This is a genomic window from Bacillus sp. RHFS10 (genome assembly GCF_016757475.1).
GTDB classification, from domain to species: Bacteria; Bacillota; Bacilli; order Bacillales; family Bacillaceae; genus Bacillus; species Bacillus subtilis_G.
In genome coordinates, this window is record NZ_JAESPO010000002.1 from 1,024,843 (window position 1) to 1,043,317 (window position 18,475).

19 protein-coding genes are annotated in these 18,475 nt (G+C 44.1%); 5 read left to right on the plus strand and 14 right to left on the minus strand.

Going from position 1 to position 18,475, the window contains the following annotated elements; translation table 11 throughout:
• Nucleotides 1-2: 2 nt before the first annotated feature.
• The 4 genes from JMN17_RS11885 to JMN17_RS11900 are packed head-to-tail and all read right to left on the minus strand — an operon-like array spanning nucleotide 3 to nucleotide 4,647.
• Nucleotides 3-1,484 carry a Na+/H+ antiporter subunit D gene (locus JMN17_RS11885; protein ID WP_087993402.1) on the minus strand — a complete coding sequence of 494 codons (1,482 nt, stop codon included), beginning with the start codon at nucleotides 1,482-1,484 and terminating at the stop codon, nucleotides 3-5.
• Nucleotides 1,477-1,818 carry a Na(+)/H(+) antiporter subunit C gene (locus JMN17_RS11890; protein ID WP_010329900.1) on the minus strand — a complete coding sequence of 114 codons (342 nt, stop codon included), beginning with the start codon at nucleotides 1,816-1,818 and terminating at the stop codon, nucleotides 1,477-1,479. Before JMN17_RS11890 ends, JMN17_RS11885 begins: the two co-directional genes overlap by 8 nt.
• Nucleotides 1,818-2,249 carry a Na(+)/H(+) antiporter subunit B gene (locus tag JMN17_RS11895; RefSeq protein ID WP_148963957.1) on the minus strand — a complete coding sequence of 144 codons (432 nt, stop codon included), beginning with the start codon at nucleotides 2,247-2,249 and terminating at the stop codon, nucleotides 1,818-1,820. The genes JMN17_RS11890 and JMN17_RS11895 overlap by 1 nt, the downstream gene beginning before the upstream one ends.
• Nucleotides 2,242-4,647 (minus strand): Na+/H+ antiporter subunit A, encoded by a 2,406-nt coding sequence (locus JMN17_RS11900; RefSeq protein WP_202328145.1) that lies wholly within the window; start codon nucleotides 4,645-4,647, stop codon nucleotides 2,242-2,244. Before JMN17_RS11900 ends, JMN17_RS11895 begins: the two co-directional genes overlap by 8 nt.
• A gap of 229 nt (nucleotides 4,648-4,876) precedes the next feature.
• Between JMN17_RS11900 and JMN17_RS11905 the strand changes: the two genes are divergently transcribed.
• Nucleotides 4,877-5,092, plus strand: coding sequence for a hypothetical protein (locus tag JMN17_RS11905; RefSeq protein WP_087993399.1), 216 nt, complete (start codon nucleotides 4,877-4,879; stop codon nucleotides 5,090-5,092).
• Between the two features lie 37 nt (nucleotides 5,093-5,129).
• On the opposite strand, the gene maeN is transcribed toward JMN17_RS11905, so the two are convergent.
• The 3 genes from maeN to maeL all read right to left on the minus strand — a co-directional run bounded on the left by maeN (nucleotide 5,130) and on the right by maeL (nucleotide 9,077).
• A complete protein-coding gene (maeN, locus tag JMN17_RS11910; protein WP_202328146.1) occupies nucleotides 5,130-6,476 on the minus strand; it encodes a sodium/malate symporter MaeN in 1,347 nt (448 codons plus the stop codon).
• A 299-nt stretch (nucleotides 6,477-6,775) separates the two neighbouring features.
• Entirely contained in the window at nucleotides 6,776-7,483 is a 708-nt protein-coding gene (gene maeM, locus JMN17_RS11915; RefSeq protein ID WP_087993397.1) for a two-component system response regulator MaeM, read from the minus strand.
• Nucleotides 7,476-9,077 carry a two-component system sensor histidine kinase MaeL gene (gene maeL / locus JMN17_RS11920; protein WP_087993396.1) on the minus strand — a complete coding sequence of 534 codons (1,602 nt, stop codon included), beginning with the start codon at nucleotides 9,075-9,077 and terminating at the stop codon, nucleotides 7,476-7,478. The genes maeM and maeL overlap by 8 nt, the downstream gene beginning before the upstream one ends.
• Nucleotides 9,078-9,254: 177 nt before the next feature.
• Here maeL and JMN17_RS11925 point away from each other — a divergent pair, with 177 nt between their 5' ends.
• On the plus strand, nucleotides 9,255-9,812 hold the full coding sequence (locus tag JMN17_RS11925) for a YufK family protein (protein WP_087993395.1): 558 nt from the start codon (nucleotides 9,255-9,257) through the stop codon (nucleotides 9,810-9,812).
• 17 nt (nucleotides 9,813-9,829) lie between these two features.
• Here JMN17_RS11925 and JMN17_RS11930 read toward each other — a convergent pair whose 3' ends face one another.
• The 3 genes from JMN17_RS11930 to JMN17_RS11940 form a co-directional block, all read right to left on the minus strand.
• Nucleotides 9,830-10,243 carry a thiol-disulfide oxidoreductase DCC family protein gene (locus tag JMN17_RS11930; RefSeq protein ID WP_087993394.1) on the minus strand — a complete coding sequence of 138 codons (414 nt, stop codon included), beginning with the start codon at nucleotides 10,241-10,243 and terminating at the stop codon, nucleotides 9,830-9,832.
• A gap of 20 nt (nucleotides 10,244-10,263) precedes the next feature.
• Nucleotides 10,264-12,138, minus strand: coding sequence for a transglycosylase domain-containing protein (locus JMN17_RS11935; RefSeq protein WP_087993393.1), 1,875 nt, complete (start codon nucleotides 12,136-12,138; stop codon nucleotides 10,264-10,266).
• Nucleotides 12,139-12,230: 92 nt separating this feature from the next.
• Complete coding sequence (locus tag JMN17_RS11940) at nucleotides 12,231-13,439, minus strand: multidrug efflux MFS transporter (protein WP_313886381.1); 1,209 nt, start codon at nucleotides 13,437-13,439, stop codon at nucleotides 12,231-12,233.
• Here JMN17_RS11940 and JMN17_RS21745 point away from each other — a divergent pair.
• On the plus strand, nucleotides 13,342-13,545 hold the full coding sequence (locus JMN17_RS21745) for a hypothetical protein (RefSeq protein ID WP_087993410.1): 204 nt from the start codon (nucleotides 13,342-13,344) through the stop codon (nucleotides 13,543-13,545). The two genes, JMN17_RS11940 and JMN17_RS21745, sit on opposite strands and share 98 nt — an antisense overlap.
• A 75-nt stretch (nucleotides 13,546-13,620) precedes the next feature.
• Nucleotides 13,621-14,238, plus strand: coding sequence for a 3'-5' exonuclease KapD (gene kapD / locus JMN17_RS11945; protein ID WP_087993391.1), 618 nt, complete (start codon nucleotides 13,621-13,623; stop codon nucleotides 14,236-14,238).
• A gap of 26 nt (nucleotides 14,239-14,264) precedes the next feature.
• On the opposite strand, the gene kapB is transcribed toward kapD, so the two are convergent.
• The 3 genes from kapB to patB form a co-directional block, all read right to left on the minus strand.
• Nucleotides 14,265-14,651: a kinase-associated lipoprotein KapB gene (kapB, locus tag JMN17_RS11950; protein WP_087993390.1), complete on the minus strand. Its 387-nt coding sequence runs from the start codon at nucleotides 14,649-14,651 to the stop codon at nucleotides 14,265-14,267.
• Between the two features lie 45 nt (nucleotides 14,652-14,696).
• Nucleotides 14,697-15,983, minus strand: coding sequence for a sensor histidine kinase (locus tag JMN17_RS11955; protein WP_087993389.1), 1,287 nt, complete (start codon nucleotides 15,981-15,983; stop codon nucleotides 14,697-14,699).
• A 127-nt stretch (nucleotides 15,984-16,110) separates the two neighbouring features.
• Entirely contained in the window at nucleotides 16,111-17,274 is a 1,164-nt protein-coding gene (patB, locus tag JMN17_RS11960; RefSeq protein WP_202328147.1) for a cystathionine beta-lyase PatB, read from the minus strand.
• Nucleotides 17,275-17,360: 86 nt separating this feature from the next.
• Here patB and JMN17_RS11965 point away from each other — a divergent pair, with 86 nt between their 5' ends.
• A complete protein-coding gene (locus JMN17_RS11965) occupies nucleotides 17,361-17,621 on the plus strand; it encodes a YugE family protein (RefSeq protein WP_087993387.1) in 261 nt (86 codons plus the stop codon).
• 27 nt (nucleotides 17,622-17,648) lie between these two features.
• Here the strand turns inward: JMN17_RS11965 and JMN17_RS11970 are convergent, their stop codons facing one another.
• Complete coding sequence (locus JMN17_RS11970) at nucleotides 17,649-18,470, minus strand: alpha/beta fold hydrolase (RefSeq protein WP_087993386.1); 822 nt, start codon at nucleotides 18,468-18,470, stop codon at nucleotides 17,649-17,651.
• Nucleotides 18,471-18,475 lie beyond the last annotated feature (5 nt).

Below are 18,475 nucleotides of genomic sequence, written 5' to 3' on the forward strand. Positions count from 1 at the left end.
ATCTACTCCTTCAAAACAGCTTCAATATATTTTTCCGGATTCAGCAATGTCTCGGCCGCTTGATCAACGTAAGGTGACACCCACTCTGTACCCAACCCGAAGAGAAGAGATAGTAAGAGAAAAAAAGCTGCCGGATAAAGAAGTCCTTTAGCTGTTTTATGATTTGGTTTCGGTGTTTCTTTTTCTTCGCCCCAAAACGCATGCATAAAGATCCTCAGTACAGAGTACAGTACGAGCAGACTCGAAAGCAGAATCAGCATGGAAATCGTAAATTCACCTTCTGCGAAGCCGCCCTCCGCAATTTTGAACTTGCCGATAAATCCGCTGAGAGGCGGGATGCCCGCGAGAGAAATCGCTGAAATGAAAAACATCCATCCAAGAAGTGGATAACGTTTGATCAGCCCGCCCATTTTGTGCAGGCTCGCTGTTCCAGTCAACGCAATCAGCGTGCCCGCCAGCATAAATAAAGCGCCTTTAATCAGCATATCGTGAATCAGATAATAAATCGCGCCTTGAATGGATGCGGGGGTATGAACTGCCACACCGAACAAAATCACGCCGACAGCTGTAATAATGTTGTAGATCACAATTTTCATGACATCCGCATAAGCGAGTGAACCGATCACACCGAAAGTCACAGTCAGCGCCGCCAGCCAAATCATCAGCTGATGGGTAAAGGCTGCGTCATGAATAAAAATTAATGTGAAAACCCTAGTAATCGCATATAAACCGACTTTTGTCAGCAAAGCGCCGAACAACGCGGAGATTGCCGCCGGAGGCGCGTAATAAGAGCCTGGAAGCCAAAAGTAGAGGGGGAAGATTCCGCCCTTCATGCCGAATACTAAAAGCAGCAGGACACCAATTACAGTGATCAGCCCGGTTTGTCCTGATTCGCTGATTTTCACACTTAGATCCGCCATGTTTAACGTTCCGGTTACAGCGTATAAATAGCCGACGCCAATGACAAACAGGGCAGACGATACGATATTAAACACAATATATTTAAGGGACTCCCGCAGCTGAATTTTTGTGCCGCCTAATACGATCAGCATATAGGAAGCGATAAGCAGAAGCTCAAAAAATACGTACATGTTGAATAAATCGCCTGTTAAAAACGCTCCGCTGACACCGGCAAGCAAAAACTGAACACCGGAGTAATAAAAGGAACGCTCCCGTTTTTCACCGACAGAACGGAAGGAATAAAGGACAACCAATAAACCGACGACCGCTGTTGTGAGAACGAGCAGGCTGGCGAACTGGTCTGCTGCCAGCACAATGCCGTACGGCGCTTTCCAGCCGCCCAAACTGAGTGTCTGGATGCCATTTGTAAAGACAGTCTGTACGAGTATGCAACTGATCACAATCCCGATTGCCGATGCCGCAGTGCTGAAGATCCGCATGAGCATAAGATTCTTCGTCATGAAAATCAGCAGAATGGCCGACAGGAGCGGGATCAGGATTGGCAAAATAACAAAATTATTCATGTTGATCATTTCCCCTCATTTGATCCATATCGTCCGTTTTCAATTCCTGATAAGCGCGGAAGGCCATGACGAGAAGGAATGATGTAACGCCAAATGAAATGACAATGGCTGTCAAAATCAGGGCTTGCGGAAGCGGATCGACAAATGATTTGACATGCTTGCTTAAAATCGGAGCGGCGCCTTCCTTTAATCCTCCCATAGTCAAAAGCATTAAATGAACGCCATGGCTCAAAAGTGCTGTTCCGATAATAACGCGAAGCAGGCTTTTCGAAAGCAGTAAATACGTGGCAGCCATAAAGATAATACCGGCTAAAACAGACATCAAGATTTCCATTATTCTTCCTCTCCAATCGTTTGAATAATGGTCATCGTAATGCCTACGACAACAAGATAAACCCCTAAATCAAATATCGTCGCCGTGGCGAGCTCCGTTTCTCCAAATATCAGCAGATGAAAGTGCCCGAATGTATGGCTTAAAAATGGAGCCCCGAATACAAAGGAACCAACGCCGGTTAATACAGCGAGCAGAAGCCCGGCTCCCGCCACGTAAATGAAATTAACCGGCAAAATCGCACGGACGGTTTTTAAATCATATGCCAGGAGCAACAGAACGATGGAAGCGGATGTGATCAGCCCGCCGACAAAGCCTCCTCCAGGCGCGTTGTGTCCTGATAAAAATAAATAGAAAGAGAAAAGCAAAATGATAAAGGATACAAGTTTTGTCACGGTTTGAAGAATTAAGTCATTTGTTTTTTGTTCATTCACCGCTTCTCCCCTCCTCTTTTACTTTTGTTTTAATCATGCTGTAGATGCCGAGAGCGGCAACAGCCAGCACCGTTATTTCAAACATTGTATCAAAGCCCCTGAAATCAACGAGGATGACGTTGACAACATTATCCCCTCCGCCGAGATCATGGCTGTGTTTTAAGAAGAAGGATGAAATGCTGTCTTTTGTCCGCTGGCTTGAAGATGCGATGCCAAGCAGGGTAACGATAATGCCGACTCCTAAAGCAATGATAAAGTTCGTCAATCGGAACGTTCTCGTTTTCCTTTTCAGTCTCAATTGCGGCAGATGGTAGAAACAAAGCAGGAACAGCGCCACAGAAATGGTTTCAATGACAAGCTGAGTCAATGCTAAGTCCGGCGCTCTGAAAATCACAAAAAACAATGCGAGCGTATAACCGACCACACCAAGAGAGATAATCGCTGTCAATCTTGAACGGGCAAAAACAGTGGCCGCTGTGGCGCTGATCATGACAAGCGTCAGAATCATTTCGTATCCGCCGATTTCAGCCATTCCTTCTGTTGTAAATGAAAATCCGCCTTTGATCATCATAGCTCCGCCCATCAAAATGATGAAACCAGCGAAGATATACAGCAAATAATCCCTTAAAAACCCGGTCATATATTGTCTAGTGACTCGGTAAGAGCCTTTTTCCATGACGGCCAGAAGCTTATCGTATAACCGATTGAGTGTCAGTTTCGAAGGAAACAGTTTATAGAATCCTTTCCACTTATTCAATGTCACATATCCAAGGATGCCGAGAATAATGATGCCGGCTGTCATTTTCAATTCTGTTGTCGGCCCATGCCATTGTGTAATGTGCACATGGAATTTCTCGTGGCTGTCCAGCAGCGTCGGATAGATTGAGTTCATCGCCGGCTCAATCAAGCTGTACGACAATATATTCGGGAAAAAGAAGAGACTGACAACCAAAGCGGCAAGAATGACAGGTGCTATGAGCATGCCCGCAGGCGCTTCGTGAGCCTGTTTTTTAAGCTGCTCAGGCTGGTAATTTCCCCTGAACGTTTTAAACAGCAATTTCATGCTGTAGATAAATGTAAAGACGCTTCCGACCCAGGCGAGAACAGGGAATAGAATGCCCCATGTCTGCACGTTGAACAGATCGAAATGTGTCACGCGAAGCATGCTTGTGAAAAACATTTCTTTACTCAAAAATCCGTTAAACGGAGGAAGGCCGGCCATTGAAAATGTCCCGATTAAGGAAATGGTAAACGTAATCGGCATAATCGCCATCAAGCCGCCGAGCTTCCGGATATCCCGTGTGCCTGTTTCGTGATCGATAATGCCGACTGCCATAAACAAGCTTCCTTTAAAGGTAGCGTGGTTGATTAAATGGAAAATGGCAGCCATGGCGGCAACTGTATAATATTCTGTATGGCCGTAATGAAGGGCCGCGGCACTGGCACCAAGCATGGAGATGATCATGCCGAGCTGGCTGACGGTTGAAAACGCCAAAATCGATTTTAAATCGGTTTGTTTCACGGCTTGGAAAGAACTCCAGACCATCGTAATGAGCCCGACGAGGGAAACGATCCAAAACCATTGGGCTGAAAAGGCGAAAATAGGACTGAACCTCGCAATGATATAAATGCCGGCTTTCACCATCGTAGCTGAATGAAGATAAGCGCTGACAGGCGTCGGAGCTTCCATTGCGTCAGGCAGCCAGATATAAAAAGGGAATTGCGCGGATTTCGTAAATGCCCCTAATAAAATGAGAATCATCGCCGGAATAAACAAGTCGTGGCCGGCAATTAATTGAACTTGATGGATCATCTCTCTAATACTGAAGGAATTCGTTATCAGATAGAGGAGAATAAATCCGCCGAGCATGCACAGCCCGCCGCTGACCGTAATCAAAAGTGATTTGGCTGCGCCGTAGCGCGACTTTTCACGCTTATACCAATAGCCGATCAGCAAAAAGGATGAAAGGCTGGTAAGCTCCCAAAACATATAGAGAACCATGACATTGTCTACAAGAACGACACCAAGCATAGCGCCCATGAACATCAATAAATAGACATAAAAGGGCCCAAGCTGTTCTTTTTCTTTTGATAAATAAAAAATGCTGTAAAGAGTGACCAAAGAGCCGATGCCTGTGATCAGCAAGGCGAATAACAATCCGAGACCGTCTATATAAACGGTGAAATTAATGCCAAGTGAAGGAATCCACTCCAATACCGACCGCAATGTTTCTCCCGATTGTGTCATCCTGATCATTGGGAGAAAGTATATAAACAGCAAGACGGGCAGGATCAACACAAACCAGCCCGTGTGCACTCTTTTTGCGTATTTTGCCAAGATGGGAATGAAAAGAGCAAATAAAAAAGGCGATAAAATAGCAAAATGTAAGAGCTGCAAAGATAAGACCTCCTTTTTCTTGTTCTCAATTAAAAAATGCGCTATGTATCAATATACGGTCAAACGACCTAGTCCAAATTATATCGCACTTTTCTGCAAGCCGCCATGCTTCGAACTGTAAAATAGGATTTTATGAGTTCTTTTGACCTTAAAATAAGTCTAACAAAAATAAACCTATTTGTATATTTAAAATCATTCCTGCTCAAGCTGAATGTAAGGAGCTGGTCATGTGAAGAGAAAGGTTTTGATATGTTCGGGTTTATTCTGCACAGTATTTACGGGTGCATTCATTTTAAATCAATATGACGGGCGCAGCGGTACGGCGGCTAGTGATGAGTGGGAGCTGTATTTACTGGAGCACCACCTGTCAGCCAGAATGAGTGAGATGGAATCAAAGGATATGCCGTTTGCTCCCCGAGAGTATATTCGGATTGTGAACAGATAAAAAAAGAGTTCCGCATAGAACGGAACTCTTTCACTGTTTATGAAGTGAAAAAACGAAGCAGAACTGTCGCGCAAATGACTGTGCCTGCACCGCCGAGACGGGTGGAAATTTGGGCGAACGGCATAAGGCCCATTCTTCCTGACGCTGATAAAATCGCAACATCACCAGTTCCCCCGAGACCGCTGTGGCAGCAGGTCACGATTGCGGATTCAACCGGGTACATGTTCATCAGCTTGCCCACAAAATATCCAGAAGCAATCATTGCGACAACAACTGAAATACATATGATGACAAACGGAATAGAAATCACAGCCGCCACGTCATCTAACGGAATAAAGAGGACCCCGAGACCGACCATCAGCGGCCATGTAAAGCTGGACGAAACAAATTTATAAAGCTGGTAGGCGCCATCTTCCATTTTTTTCGGAAGAATATTCGCATACTTGACAGCCGCAGCTGAAATAATCATCAAGATCGCGCCCGGGATGAAGATAAATTTCTCCAATAACCCGCCGAAAATAAAGAATGTACACGCGAGCAGAACACCGGCTCCCATCAGTTTAAAATCAATTTTTGCTTCGGCTTCTTTTTGATTGAAAATCTCATTTGCTTTTTTAGATTTGACAAGCCGTCCGTTTCCATTTAGATCTGGACGCTTATCGCCAAGCTTTTTCATTAAAGCTGCACAGATGATAGCAAAAACGTTTCCGATAATAGCGGCGGGAACCAGCTGAGACACATACACATCAGCGGATGAACCGAGTATTTGTGAATAGGCGATCGAAAGCGGTAAAATGCCTTCACCTATTCCCCCGGCAATAATCGGAACAACGACAAAGAAAAAGGAATCATAGGCGCTGTAGCCAAAAATAAATCCGACAAGTATGCCGGCTGTAACCGCCGCGGTCGTTCCCGCAACCAGTGGAACGAACATTCTGATAAAACCTTGTATTAAAACAGTTCTGTTCATTCCGAGAATACTTCCCACAACAAGACAAGCGATATAAAAATAAAGGAAGTTAGACGTTTTCATCAAATTGGTTACAGCGTCTATAGATGTTGGATTCAGCACATTGTAAAAGACTAAAAATGAAGGGACAAACAAAGATAAAATGGCAGGGCCGCCAATATCCTTCAATATCGGAATGCGCTGGCCGATGTCTCCAAGAAACACACCCAGAATCATGATGATGGCAAACCCGCCAAGCATATTTGCGGGCAGCTCATTGTAATACGCTGAAAGAATAATAATAACAGCTAATACTGTGTATAATGGCAAAGGAATCACACCGATTTCCCAAGTCCATATTTTTTGAAACAGGTTTTTCTCCTGTAGGTCTTTTTGTTCAGGTGAATTTACCCCTGATTTTGGAATTGCTCCCATGTCATACACCCCCATGTATTGTTTGTTACAGTCTACAAGAAAGCGTTAACACTTCATATTTTTTTAAGTTAAAAAACTGATAAACAATTAAATTAATGAGGACGTTTGGATTAGAAAAAATCCCTGAGAAGCGTCTTCCCAGGGAGAATGTTTTATCGTTTTCCTTTTATGCGAGGCACGCCCGGCATTAGCCAAGCGAGAATTGTTAAGAGATCAGAGTCATAGATATGTCTTTAGAGTGAGCCGTTGCTTTTATAACGGTTTAGTTAACGGCGCTTCAGAGTGAACAGTGCGTTTTCTTATAGATATTGCTTAATTCCGTTAAAGTTTCCTGTGTTGACGTTGTACTGAAACACAGGTCTTCCGATTGTTCCGTACGCCATTTCTACATTCAGAACCTGTATATCTTCAAGAAATTTCAAGTATTTTCGTATGGATACTTGAGAGATTTCTGTATGCTTTGCTAAGTCTTCTGTCGTAAAAGATTCATTTTCAAATGATTGGATACTGGACCAAATCAGATTCAGCGTGCTTTTTGTCAGGCCTTTAGGAAGCTGTACTTTTTCTGTTGCTTCTTTCTTTTGAAAAAGCTCGGCGTCCAGTTCTTTTTGGCTCATGTTGCGATGGGTTGAATAAACCTTTTGTTTCCGCCTGTAATCAGACAGGGCTGTTTGGAAACGTTCAAATTCAAACGGTTTGATTAAATAATCGACAGCGCCGTAACGAAGTGTTTTCTTGATCACGTCAAGCTCACTGGCCGCCGAGATCACAATCACGTCAACTGCTTCATTTTGTGCTCTCAGTTCCGTTAGCAGTTCCAGCCCGTTTTTACCCGGCATATAAATATCGAGCAAAATGAGGTCGATGTGATGCTCTCCTAAAATATGCAGAGCGCTTTGAAAGGAAGAGGCGATGCCTTTCAGCTGAAAGCCTTCTATTTGGCTTAAGTATCTTTTATTTAATTCACCCACCATGGGGTCATCTTCAACTATTAGTACATTAATCATGATTTTCCTCCTTCGGTTCGTACGGGACGCGAAGACTGAATGTCGTTCCTTCATTCTTTTCGCTTGTGAGAATCATTTGGCCCTTTAAATTTTCGATGCTTTGCTGTGTAAAAGAAAGGCCGAATCCCCGGTTCTTGCCCTTTGTTGAATAGCCTTGTTCAAACACTTTGGCTTGATCTTCTTCAGACATGCCTGCACCTGTATCGGTAATTTCAATGTCCAGTATGCTGTTATGAAAACGCATGGACATGGTGATTTGTTTTTTCGGCATATTGGCAACGGCGTCCAGCCCGTTGTTGATGAGATTTCCGATGATTGTAATGAGTTCATGAATGACTGAAGGGTCTGCCGCGTTCGGGATGACACCGCTGCATTCAATATCAAGATTTGCGCCCTGCTCCCGTATGAAGCTCTGTTTTCCAAGCAGAAAACCGGCCAGCACGGAGCTTTTGATATCATTTATAATTTCGCTTGTTTCTGACTTTTGCTGAATGGCAATATCTTTTATATAATCTTCAAGGTCGTCATACTCTTTCAGCTGGACGAGACCTAATATGACATGCAGTTTGTTCATAAATTCATGAGACTGCGCTCTCAGTGCGTTTGCATACATTTTAACACCGGAAAGCTGTTCAGCTAAGTGTTTTACCTCGGTTTTGTCACGAAATGTCGCAATCGCTCCGACGGTTTGTCCTTTCAGCTGGATGGGAACTTCATTAAACACAAGCTCCAGTCCGTTAATGCGGATGTCTCTGTCTTGAAGAGGTTTTTTTGTCTCAATGACCTTTTTCAGGCGGCTTTTCGGCAGAATGTCATTGACATCCTGATCGAAAGGATTTGTGTTGATGCCCATTTTCACGAATAGGCGCTTTGCTTCCGCATTGGCAAGTTTAATTTTGCCGTGTTCATCGACAGCGAGTATTCCTTCCTTTGTCGATTCCAGCATCGCACTTCGTTCTTCGAGAAGAGTCGCAATTTCATAAGGTTCAAGACCGTACATGATATTTTTCACCGTACGGGCAACGATAACAGCTCCGATCACACCGACGAAAATGCTGACGCAGATAATAAAGTAGAGCGGACGTAAGCTATGGCTGATCACTTCATCAATTTCATTTACGGTGATGCCGACCGCGACTGCACCGACTTGTTTTCCATTCCCCGCGTAGACAGGGACGAATGCCCTCTGTGATTTCCCGAGCGTGCCAGAGGCCGTGCTGATATGAACATGTCCTTTTAATGCTTCGGATTCATCGCCGCCCATGAATTTTTTTCCAATTTTGCTCGTGTCAGGATGGGTTTTGCGAATGCCGTTCATATCCATGACGACAACAAATTCCGTGCCGGTGATGTTCTGAACCCGTTTTGTGTAGCTTTGTAGTTCCTTCTGTTTTTCTCCGCTCTCTAAAGATACGGCTGTAATCGGCGCTTCGGCCACCATTTCAGCAGTCTGCAGCGCTGTGGTTTTTTCTTCATCTCTAACCCGTTGGGTGGTTTGGGCACCGACTGTGAAAAATGTAATGAGCAGTGCGATTAACACAACGATACAAACAAATATGGTGAGTCTGGTTTGCAATTTTAATGTTTTTTTCATATAAAACTTCCTTACGTTTTATGATTCCTGCGTACTACTTTACCCTCAAAATGCTGCTTTGTGAAGATTTGGGATCTTAATTCGTAAAAAGGAGAAAAAATGGAATAATTTATCTTGTCAATGCGTTTTAAGTCCTCCATAATAAATGAGGTAGATTATAGAAAGGGACTTTTTTATATGAAAAATACTTATTTGACAGGATACTTTCCGCTGATTGCGATCCTGCTTTTTAGTTCGTCTTTATCGATTTCCACTTCACTTTACGCGTTGAAGCTGCTGTCTTCTTTCGGAATGTATGATGGAATGCTTGACTATTTTTCAGAGAAAGGGATCAGGCTTGCGTTATTTGCCGCCTTTGCACTTTTATATTTTATGGTTCTGTCCGCTCTGAAATTAATTGCGAATACCGTGACCGAACTGTCATTGCTGTTTTTTGCTAATGATCCGGAAGGGAACAACCTGAAAACAATCAGAATGGGTTCCATGGTTTATTTAGGCGGCGGGATTTTATCCTTTGTGCTTTTGCAAAATGTCATCTGGATTGTTATCTGGTTTGCGGTCGTTACGCTTGTTTACTTTGTTTTTATCGTATACCGGATTTATCCAACGCTTTCTCTCATGTCATTAGTCGGATTCATTCTATTGGAACTGCTGTTTTGGTTTACCTTTGTTATCGGTATTCTGTTCATATTTATCAAGCTTTATAATAGCATAATGGCTAGCTTACCTGTGTAAGCTAGCCATTTTTTCGTTTATGGTAAAAATCTTTTTTTAATAGAAGGGGAGGGGAGCATACATTCATTTTTTTTGCCAAACCACTTATAGCGGTTTTTGGCAATGAAAGAGTAGATCATATCTCTGACAGGTTTCGGCACTGCAAAAAACAGGACGAAGAGCCGCCATGGGCCTCGCAGATGTCTGAGAACCTTGATGGCTGCAGTTGATTTTGTGTACACTTGGCCGTCTTCAATAAAGACAAAACTGTCAAACTGATCAGTCGGGAGCCCGCTTTTTTTCAGCAGGCTCTGTCCTGTTTCCGACTGCAGCGATGTAAAAGAAATCAATCCGTCTGGATCACGTTTAATGATAAATTGCACGGCGCCATTGCATAAATTGCACACGCCGTCAAACAGCAAAACGCGATTTGGAATTTGTTCTGATGTCACGCCATATCCCCTCCGATCCTTTAATAAGCCGCTTGCAGCGTTCCTTTCCAGATGGAAAGCTGAGGACTGATGCTGTGAAGATATTCAACGCTGCTCGGTGTATCCTTTCCGACCCAGACACCCATTGTGTACGTATCTGTCAGGCCGACGAACCACATGTCGTGATAATCATTTGATGTTCCTGTTTTACCGCCAATGTAAGGCGCTTTAAAATATGCTTTTTTTCCTGTCCCGCTTTTCACAACGGAATTCATCAGTTTCTTCAACTGCATATTCGTGCGGACGCTGAATATTTGAGTCGGTTTCTCATTCCATTTATAAAGCGTTTTTCCTTTTAAGTCTGTCACCTTTGTAATCGCATGGCTCGGCATATAGCTTCCGCTGTTGCCGAATGTCGTATACGCCCTTGTCATCTCAAGAGGCGTCATGCCGTTTGTAAACCCGCCAAGCGCCGCCGGGAGAAGGTAGTCGCTGTCGACAAGTTTAGCGAAATGGTACGGCTCGATATAACTGAATGCTTTTTGGATGCCCACACGATCCAGCATTCTAATGGCCGGTGTATTGTATGAATTTTTAAACGCAGTATCGATCGTCACTGTGCCGTACGTGCGGTTATTGTAGTTTTGCGGACAATAATCTCTGCTGCAAAACTTGCTGGCATCGATGGTGCTGCTTGCTGTCGCGCCGGTCTGTTCAATATAAGGCCCGTAATCAAGCAGCGGCTTAATGGATGAACCTGGCTGTCTGTATGCCTGATAGGCGCGGTTAAAATCATATTTTTGATAGTTTTTCCCGCCGGATAGAGCGATGATTTGATGCGTCTGGTGATTAATCACAGCCGCTCCGCCCTGAACGTTTGCATACGGGAGTTTGGAATTCATTTGTGCCACAACTTGATTTTGCATGTACGGATCAAGTGCGGTATAAATTTTTACGCCGTCTTTCATCAGTGTACTGACTTTTGCGGAGAGCTCGTTTTCTATCTTTTCTTTTTGTTTCCCTGACGCTTTTTGAAGCCGTTTATCAAAGCCTTCTGATTCAGACACTAGCTGAGTGAATTCATCACTGACGTAGGAAACGTAGTCCGGATATTTGTCTTCTCTCTTTTCAACATCCAGTTTGATTTTTTGTTTGACGGCTTTTTTGAGCTCTTTATCCGTAATGACCCCGGCATCTTTTAACCCTTTAAGCAAACGTTCTTGACGGCTTTTCGTGTAGTCAAAATGCTTGAGAGGATCATATAATGTAGGGTTATTAGGTATAGAGCAGATAAAAGCCATTTCACCTACTGTGAGAGACTTCAGCGGTTTGCTGAAATAGAATTCAGCCGCTGAACCGACGCCGTAAACCCCATTGTTGAAATAAATGGTATTTAAGTAAGCTTCAAGTATTTCATTTTTCGTATACTTTTTCTCTAGCTGATAGGAATACGCGAGCTCAGTCAGCTTGCGGCTGAAGGAGCGTTCGTGGCTCAAATACAAGTTTCTTGAAAGCTGCTGCGTGATGGTGCTGGCGCCTTGGTCAATTTTCTTGTCTTTTACATTAGAAGCGGTTGCCCGCACCATTCCCATAAAGTCAAAGCCTTTATGCTCGTAAAAATGCCGGTCCTCAGACGTTAAGAAAATCTGTTTGACTTCCTCGGGAATCTTGTCAAATGGAACGAGCACGCGGTTTTCATGATCGCTGACAATTTCCGAGACAAGGGAGCCGTCCCTGTCATACATGTAGCTGTTCTGAACGAGGCTGATATCTTTCAGATTAATATTTTTATCAAGCACCTGATCCAGGGACTTCATTTGTTTTACTTCTTTTCCGGAAGCGATAACTGTAAATGCAAACAATGGGATTATGCAAAGGAGCAAAATCCATCCGATTATTTTTCGTAACATGGTCACTCTCTTTTCTCCTAAATTCTAGCCATATCGTACCATTCTTTTGAGTTTACGAGAAGGTTAAATTTAGAAGATCCCTCAGTTTTTTCTGAGAATCAGCTTGCTTTGGCATAAGAATCCCTCCGGAACTTCTGCATCATCCAAAGCATGCACGCGCCGGCGAAAAAGAGAAACGCTGTGACATAAAAGACGGCCGAAATTGTAAAATGGCTCGATATGATTCCGCCGATAAGAGGCCCGAGCACGTTTCCTAAAAAGCGAAAGCTGACATTGTAGCCGAGGATTTCGCCTTGAATGCTGCCGGGAGCCTGAACGCGGATCGCTGCCGTAATGCATGGCAGCAAGCCGCCCATCGCCATTCCAAATAAAAATCTGAACACAAGGAGCACGCTGAGTGAGGACGCGAGCGCCTGCGGAATAAAAAAGAAAGAGGCAGCGAGTAAAAGTCCGATTAAAATGCGCCGGTGGCCGTAGCGGTCGCCCAGGTCGCCCCATTTTCTAGCCAGCAGCAAACTTCCGAGTCCCGTTGCTGAAAATGCCATGCCGGAGAAAAAGGCCAGATTAACAGGTCCGTGCAGCTCATTTACATATAGAGCGAGCAACGGCTGGATACTAAAATTGCCTGTTTGAATCAGCATGGTTAACAGCATCATGACCCAAAGCGCCGGCTGGTGAAAAATATAGGAGAACACTTCTTTTCTCGTGTATGTCTTACGTTTGGCTGTCTTCTCTGCAAGAGGCTGTTCTTTGACCCCAAATAACACGAGAAGAACAGATGAAAAAATCACAAAGGATGTGATAAAAAAGGTATACGTAAAGCCGAAACGATCAGCAAGCAAGCCTCCCAAAAGCGGGCCGAACAAGCTTCCGGACACTTGCCCCATTTGCAGCGTGCCGAGTGTTTTGCCGGCTGAGTTCTTCGGAGTCTGTGCCGAAATCATCGCAAGAGAGGTCGGAATAAATCCGGTTACAAGACCCATCGCCATACGCAGAAAAAACAATTGGTACACCGATGTAACAAAGCCCATGAATAAAATGCTGAGGGCAATGCCTGTTCCGGTTGCCATAAGGATTTTCTTGTATCCGTGTTTGTCTCCGAACCGCCCCCAAAACGGCGATACCAAAAACGCCATGAGAAATGTAATGCCGAACACATAGCCGCTCCATCTTTGCACAAAGCCGTTTGAAAAAGTGCTGAGCGTCTCAATGTATAAGGAGAGAAAAGGAACGATCATCGTTGTGCTGGCTGAGACAAAAAAGTTCGCCAGCCACACAATGACGAAGTTCTTCTTACGGTTAGAAATAACATCACCTTCTTATTATTTCGGGTTCCTTACCAATTATAAAGAAACGATTCACGATTTAAAAGAAACAAAGCGGCTGGGAAAATTCATTATTTTTAGAAAATGAAGAAAGGTCGAGAAGATGAATTGATATACTATAAAGATAGTATTTTCTGATCGGAGGAAAGGCAGGTGTAAAAAGGTGACGACAAACAGCTTACTCATTATTGATTTCGAATTTACGATGCCTGAGGGGAAGTACAGTCCGCAAAACTTTTTCCCGGAAATCATTGAAGCCGGAATTGTAAAGTCGGTTGATGATGAAGTAGTTGAGACGTTTTCTAGCTATGTCAGACCGAAAAAATTCCCGAAGCTGACGAAACGCTGCAAATCATTTTTAAAGATAACGCAAAAGCAGGTAGACGAGGGGATGAGGTTCGAGGATTTCATCCGTAAACTAAACGAACTGGACCCTGAGAAAAACAGCACAATTATTACGTGGGGAAACATGGACATGAAGGTACTGAAGCAAAACTGTATGTTTAACCATATTCCATTCCCTTTTAAGGGGGAAATGAGAGATTTATCGCTCGAATACAAAAACTTTTTTGGAGACCGGACACTGACGGGTTTGTGGAAAGCTGCCGAGGAGTATGGAGATGCCGGAACGGGCACCCATCATAAAGCGCTTGATGATGCCCTCACAGCACATAAGCTTTTTAAGCTTGTTGAACAGGATAAGCAGTATCTCGAAAAGCCAAAACCGCCGACAATCGGCGAAAGAATCGATTTATCCGAACTGTTCAAGCGCGCAACGTAAAAAACCCAATCTTTTGTCAGACTGGGTTACGGCCGGTTATAATACTCTTTTTCTAAAATATCCAGATTATTCAGGGAGCGCTTTGCCCACTCCGAACCATCCTCATTTAATTTGGCTCTCAGCTGTGCTGCCGCCTCCCGCAGAGACTCGTTATAATCTGGCACTTCACCGTCATAAGGCTTCACCATATGATGGGGGATGTTGGTCTGTTCACCGTATGCGAGCGCTTTTCTCTCATGAAAAAACGGCACATCCGCCTGTTTTGGATGATGAAGGTCTCCTTGAGCGGGATGGGTGAGAACCGCTTTGATTTTCACTAAATAATGCTGCGGCCTGCAAGCGGTGATTTCTCCTATGTATACACCTGTTTTATAAAATCCTTTAACGATAGAGCCTGTCTCAAATGTGCTCATTTGTCATCACCTCGCCTTTATTCTATTAAAGTTCCTCTCGATTTGCTAGTGAGGAAGGTTGGCGGGAAGTTTAATTGTTACGGTGGTGCCTCTTTGGAAACTGCTGTTAAACGAAATGGTCCCGTGATGATGTTCAATAATTGAAAAGGTAACGGAGAGCCCGAGCCCCGTTCCATTTGTTTTTAATGAATAATAAGGTTCGCCAAGTTTTTGCATCTGATGGTCTGTCATGCCGACCCCGTTATCTGAGATGTTTACCATAATCGTATGGCCACTTCCTTTGGCTGATATGTGAATCACTCCCTTCCCATGGGGAACCGCTTCAATGCTGTTTTTCATCAGGTTGATGACTGCCTGCTTCAGCTTTGTTGCGTCTCCATATATATAAAGGCCCGGCTCTGCTTCAGCCTCGACAGTTACAGACTTATAATTGGCATACGATACCATAAGGGAGCTTGTCTCTTTGATAAGCGCTGATAAATCAAAAACTTCTTTTTCGTACAATTGCTGTTTGGCCATATCGAGATAGTTTGTAATAATGCCTTGCGCCCGGTCAAGTTCTGACAGTACAAGCTTTTTGTAATCCGTACTCGATTGGTTTTGAAGGGTTTCGTCATTAAAAAGCAGCTGGACAAACCCGCGGACAACAGTCAGCGGATTTCTGACTTCATGAGCGACGCTCGCTGCCAGTTCACTCACAATCGTCATTTTTTCTGAATGGATCAGCTGTGAACGCAGGGCGATATTTTCGGCGATGCTTTCGATAATATAGATGCTTAAAAGAAGAACGCTGGAGCGGAACAGCCCTGAGACAGCCGCCTCATAAAGTAAAATTCCTGAATTTTGAAAATTTAAAATATTTAAGGCGGAAAAAATCAAGCTGGAGGCGAAAACCAAGAAGATCTCCGAGCAGCCGATCAATAAAGTCAGCATCAGCTTTCTCGCTTTGGACATGAATGGCCATTTTTTCTGAAATAAAATTGGGATGAGAATAAGAAAAGGCAGCAAAGTGAAAACAAACATTGCGGAAGGTTCATAAAACAGCAGTTCAAAACATAAGACAGATACGGCGACTGTAAGTCCGGAAGCAGTACTAATGTAAAATAAACAAATGATGATAGGAATCATCTGAAGGCCGTACTGTATGTAGTCCATTTCCCGAATAGGGAATACAATGCATAAAATGGAGGCGCCGCACGCGAACAACGTGACCAATACGCTGTTTATTTTTGGCACAAGGATCGCCGGCTTTCCGAGCCAAAACACTTGGTAAAGAAGAATAGGAAACAAAATAAAGCAGATATGCAGGAGGTAGTCTTTTAGAATTTCCATTCGTTGTGAAATCCTTTCATATAAAATATGAATCTATTATAACACTAAATATTAGAAGGGAAAAATAAAATTCCTTTATTAAGAACGCCTTTACGAATGAAGACGTAAAGGCGTTCAACAGTTATATTTACGCTAATGCCGCTTTGATGCGGCGCAGGCCGTCCTGCAAGGTTGCGAGAGAGCATCCCGCGTTCAGACGCATAAACCCTTCTCCGCCAGGCCCGTATTTCGTCCCTGGCTCTAAAATGATTTTTCCCTTTTTCAGCATCCTTTGCTGAAGCTCCGCGTCGGACAAGCCGTAAGCGCTGAAATCGAGCCAGATCAGGTATGATGCATCCGGTCTCATCATTTTAACTTTTGGGAGCTCGTTGCTCAAAAAGGCTTCTGCTTCGTTCATGTTTTTCTCAAGGTAAGAGATCAATTCATCGAGCCATGGCCCGCCTTTTGAATAAGCGGCTTCGATCGCAGTGACGGCAAACGCGTTCAGCCCGCCTAAACCGTTGCGCTGCAGGCTTGCGGAAAACTTGGCGCGCTTCAGCCGATCAGGAATAATGATGGCTGACGCCTGTAATCCGGCGATATTAAATGTTTTGCTTGGCGCAGCACATGTCACGGAAATCTCGGCGAAATCGTCAGAGAGAGAAGCGAACGGCGTATGTTTGTGACCGTACAGCATTAAATCGGAATGGATTTCATCTGATACAATTGTGACGCCGTGCTCAATACACAATTCGCCGAGCTTCAGTAAATCTTCCTGTCCCCATGAACGTCCTGACGGGTTATGAGGATTGCATAAAATGAACAATTTGACGCTTGGATCACTAAGTTTCGTCTCCAAATCTTCAAAATCTATTTCATATGCGCCTTCTTTTTCAAGCAGCGGATTATGTAAAACATGCCGGCCGTTTTTTTCAATCATATGGTAAAAGGGCGTATAAACAGGAGGCTGGACAACCACTTGATCTTCAGGTTCTGTGAAAGCTTGTACCGCCATGCTCAAAGCTGTGACAACGCCCGGGCTGAATGTAATGCTTTCCGGGTTTACCTTCCAGCCGTGCCTGCTTTGCATCCATCCGCACACAGCATTCTTCGTTTTTTGATCTGGAGCCGTATAACCGAAAATCCCGTGGCTGAGGCGCTCTTTTAATGCTTCAGTTATTGCTTCCGGCGCGCGGAAATCCATATCTGCCACCCACATCGGGAGTGCGTCTTCCACGCCGAATAATTCGCCTGTTTTGTCCCATTTGACCGATTGGGTGCCAAGGCGTTCTTCTCGTTTATCAAAGTTCATTCTGTTACCCCCTCATGTTTGTTTATTCATCTTAGCGTAACTATGATAAAATAAAACTCCAAATTTTATTATAAGCGGTGATCAATATGGAAGAAAGTCAAGCGGTCAGGGAAATGATCAAGATCATTGCCAAGTGGGACCCGTTTAAATATGGAGAAGAGTTTTACGAAACCGAGGCTGTTGATGTCGTACAGGCGGTCTATGATGAAGACGATCCCAACGTGCTGGCGAAAAGCATTCAGGGTATATTTGAAACTTCTTTTGAACAAACGCTGCCGATCGGCAGCTGCCGGGAAGTGGCTGGCCAGCTTTTATTCATTAAAAACAGCAGCTCCTGCACGCCTTAAAAAACCGGTATCAATCCGGTTTTTTTGTTATTTGATGAACTCCGCAATGTGTTCTGAAACGAATTCAGGCCGTTCCTCAGGCACCAGATGTCCGGTCTGGCCAAGTGAGTACAGCACGGAATCAGGCAAATCCCTGTGCAGCCGTTTACCAATCTCCACAGGGACAATTCGGTCCTCCTCGCCCCAAATCAATAGAGCAGGCTTGTTCATTTTCTTTAATTGCTCGGATTCTAAGTCTCCTTCTCTATGGCGGATAAACTTTGTCATGGCTCTGAAAATCTCTTCGTCTTGAAACGGCCTGCCATAGCCGTCAATCATCTCCTCATCAATCAGCGATTTGTCATGCACAACATTCAATAAATTTTTCACCACGCCTTCTTTCGAAAGCCAGCGCTTAATATAAAGATGAAAATACGGGAGGTGGGTCCCGAAAATGATCGTCGGGTGTGAACGTTTTAAATACCCTGAACTGCAGAGCAGTACAACCTTTGTAAAAAGCTCCGGCTTTTGCAGCGCAGCAGCCAGCGATATCTGCCCGCCCATAGAATGGCCGACAAGCGCAGCCTGTTTCACTTGCAAGTGTTCCAAAATCCTAATGACAAGCTTAGCGAGATTTTGATACGTATAGATAAAGGTTCTTGATTTTTCAGATTGGCCGAAAGGAGGCAAATCAAGTGCGATGATGTCGTACTTGTCCCGAAGCAGAGGGATTACTTTTCTGAAGCTGAAGGCAGACGATAAAAAACCGTGTACGCAGACAAGTGTTTGCCTGCCCGGATTTTGATAATGTTCGCAGTATACATTTACCCCATCGACTGTAAGCCGCCTTATTGGTGAAATCGCCTCCATTCGTG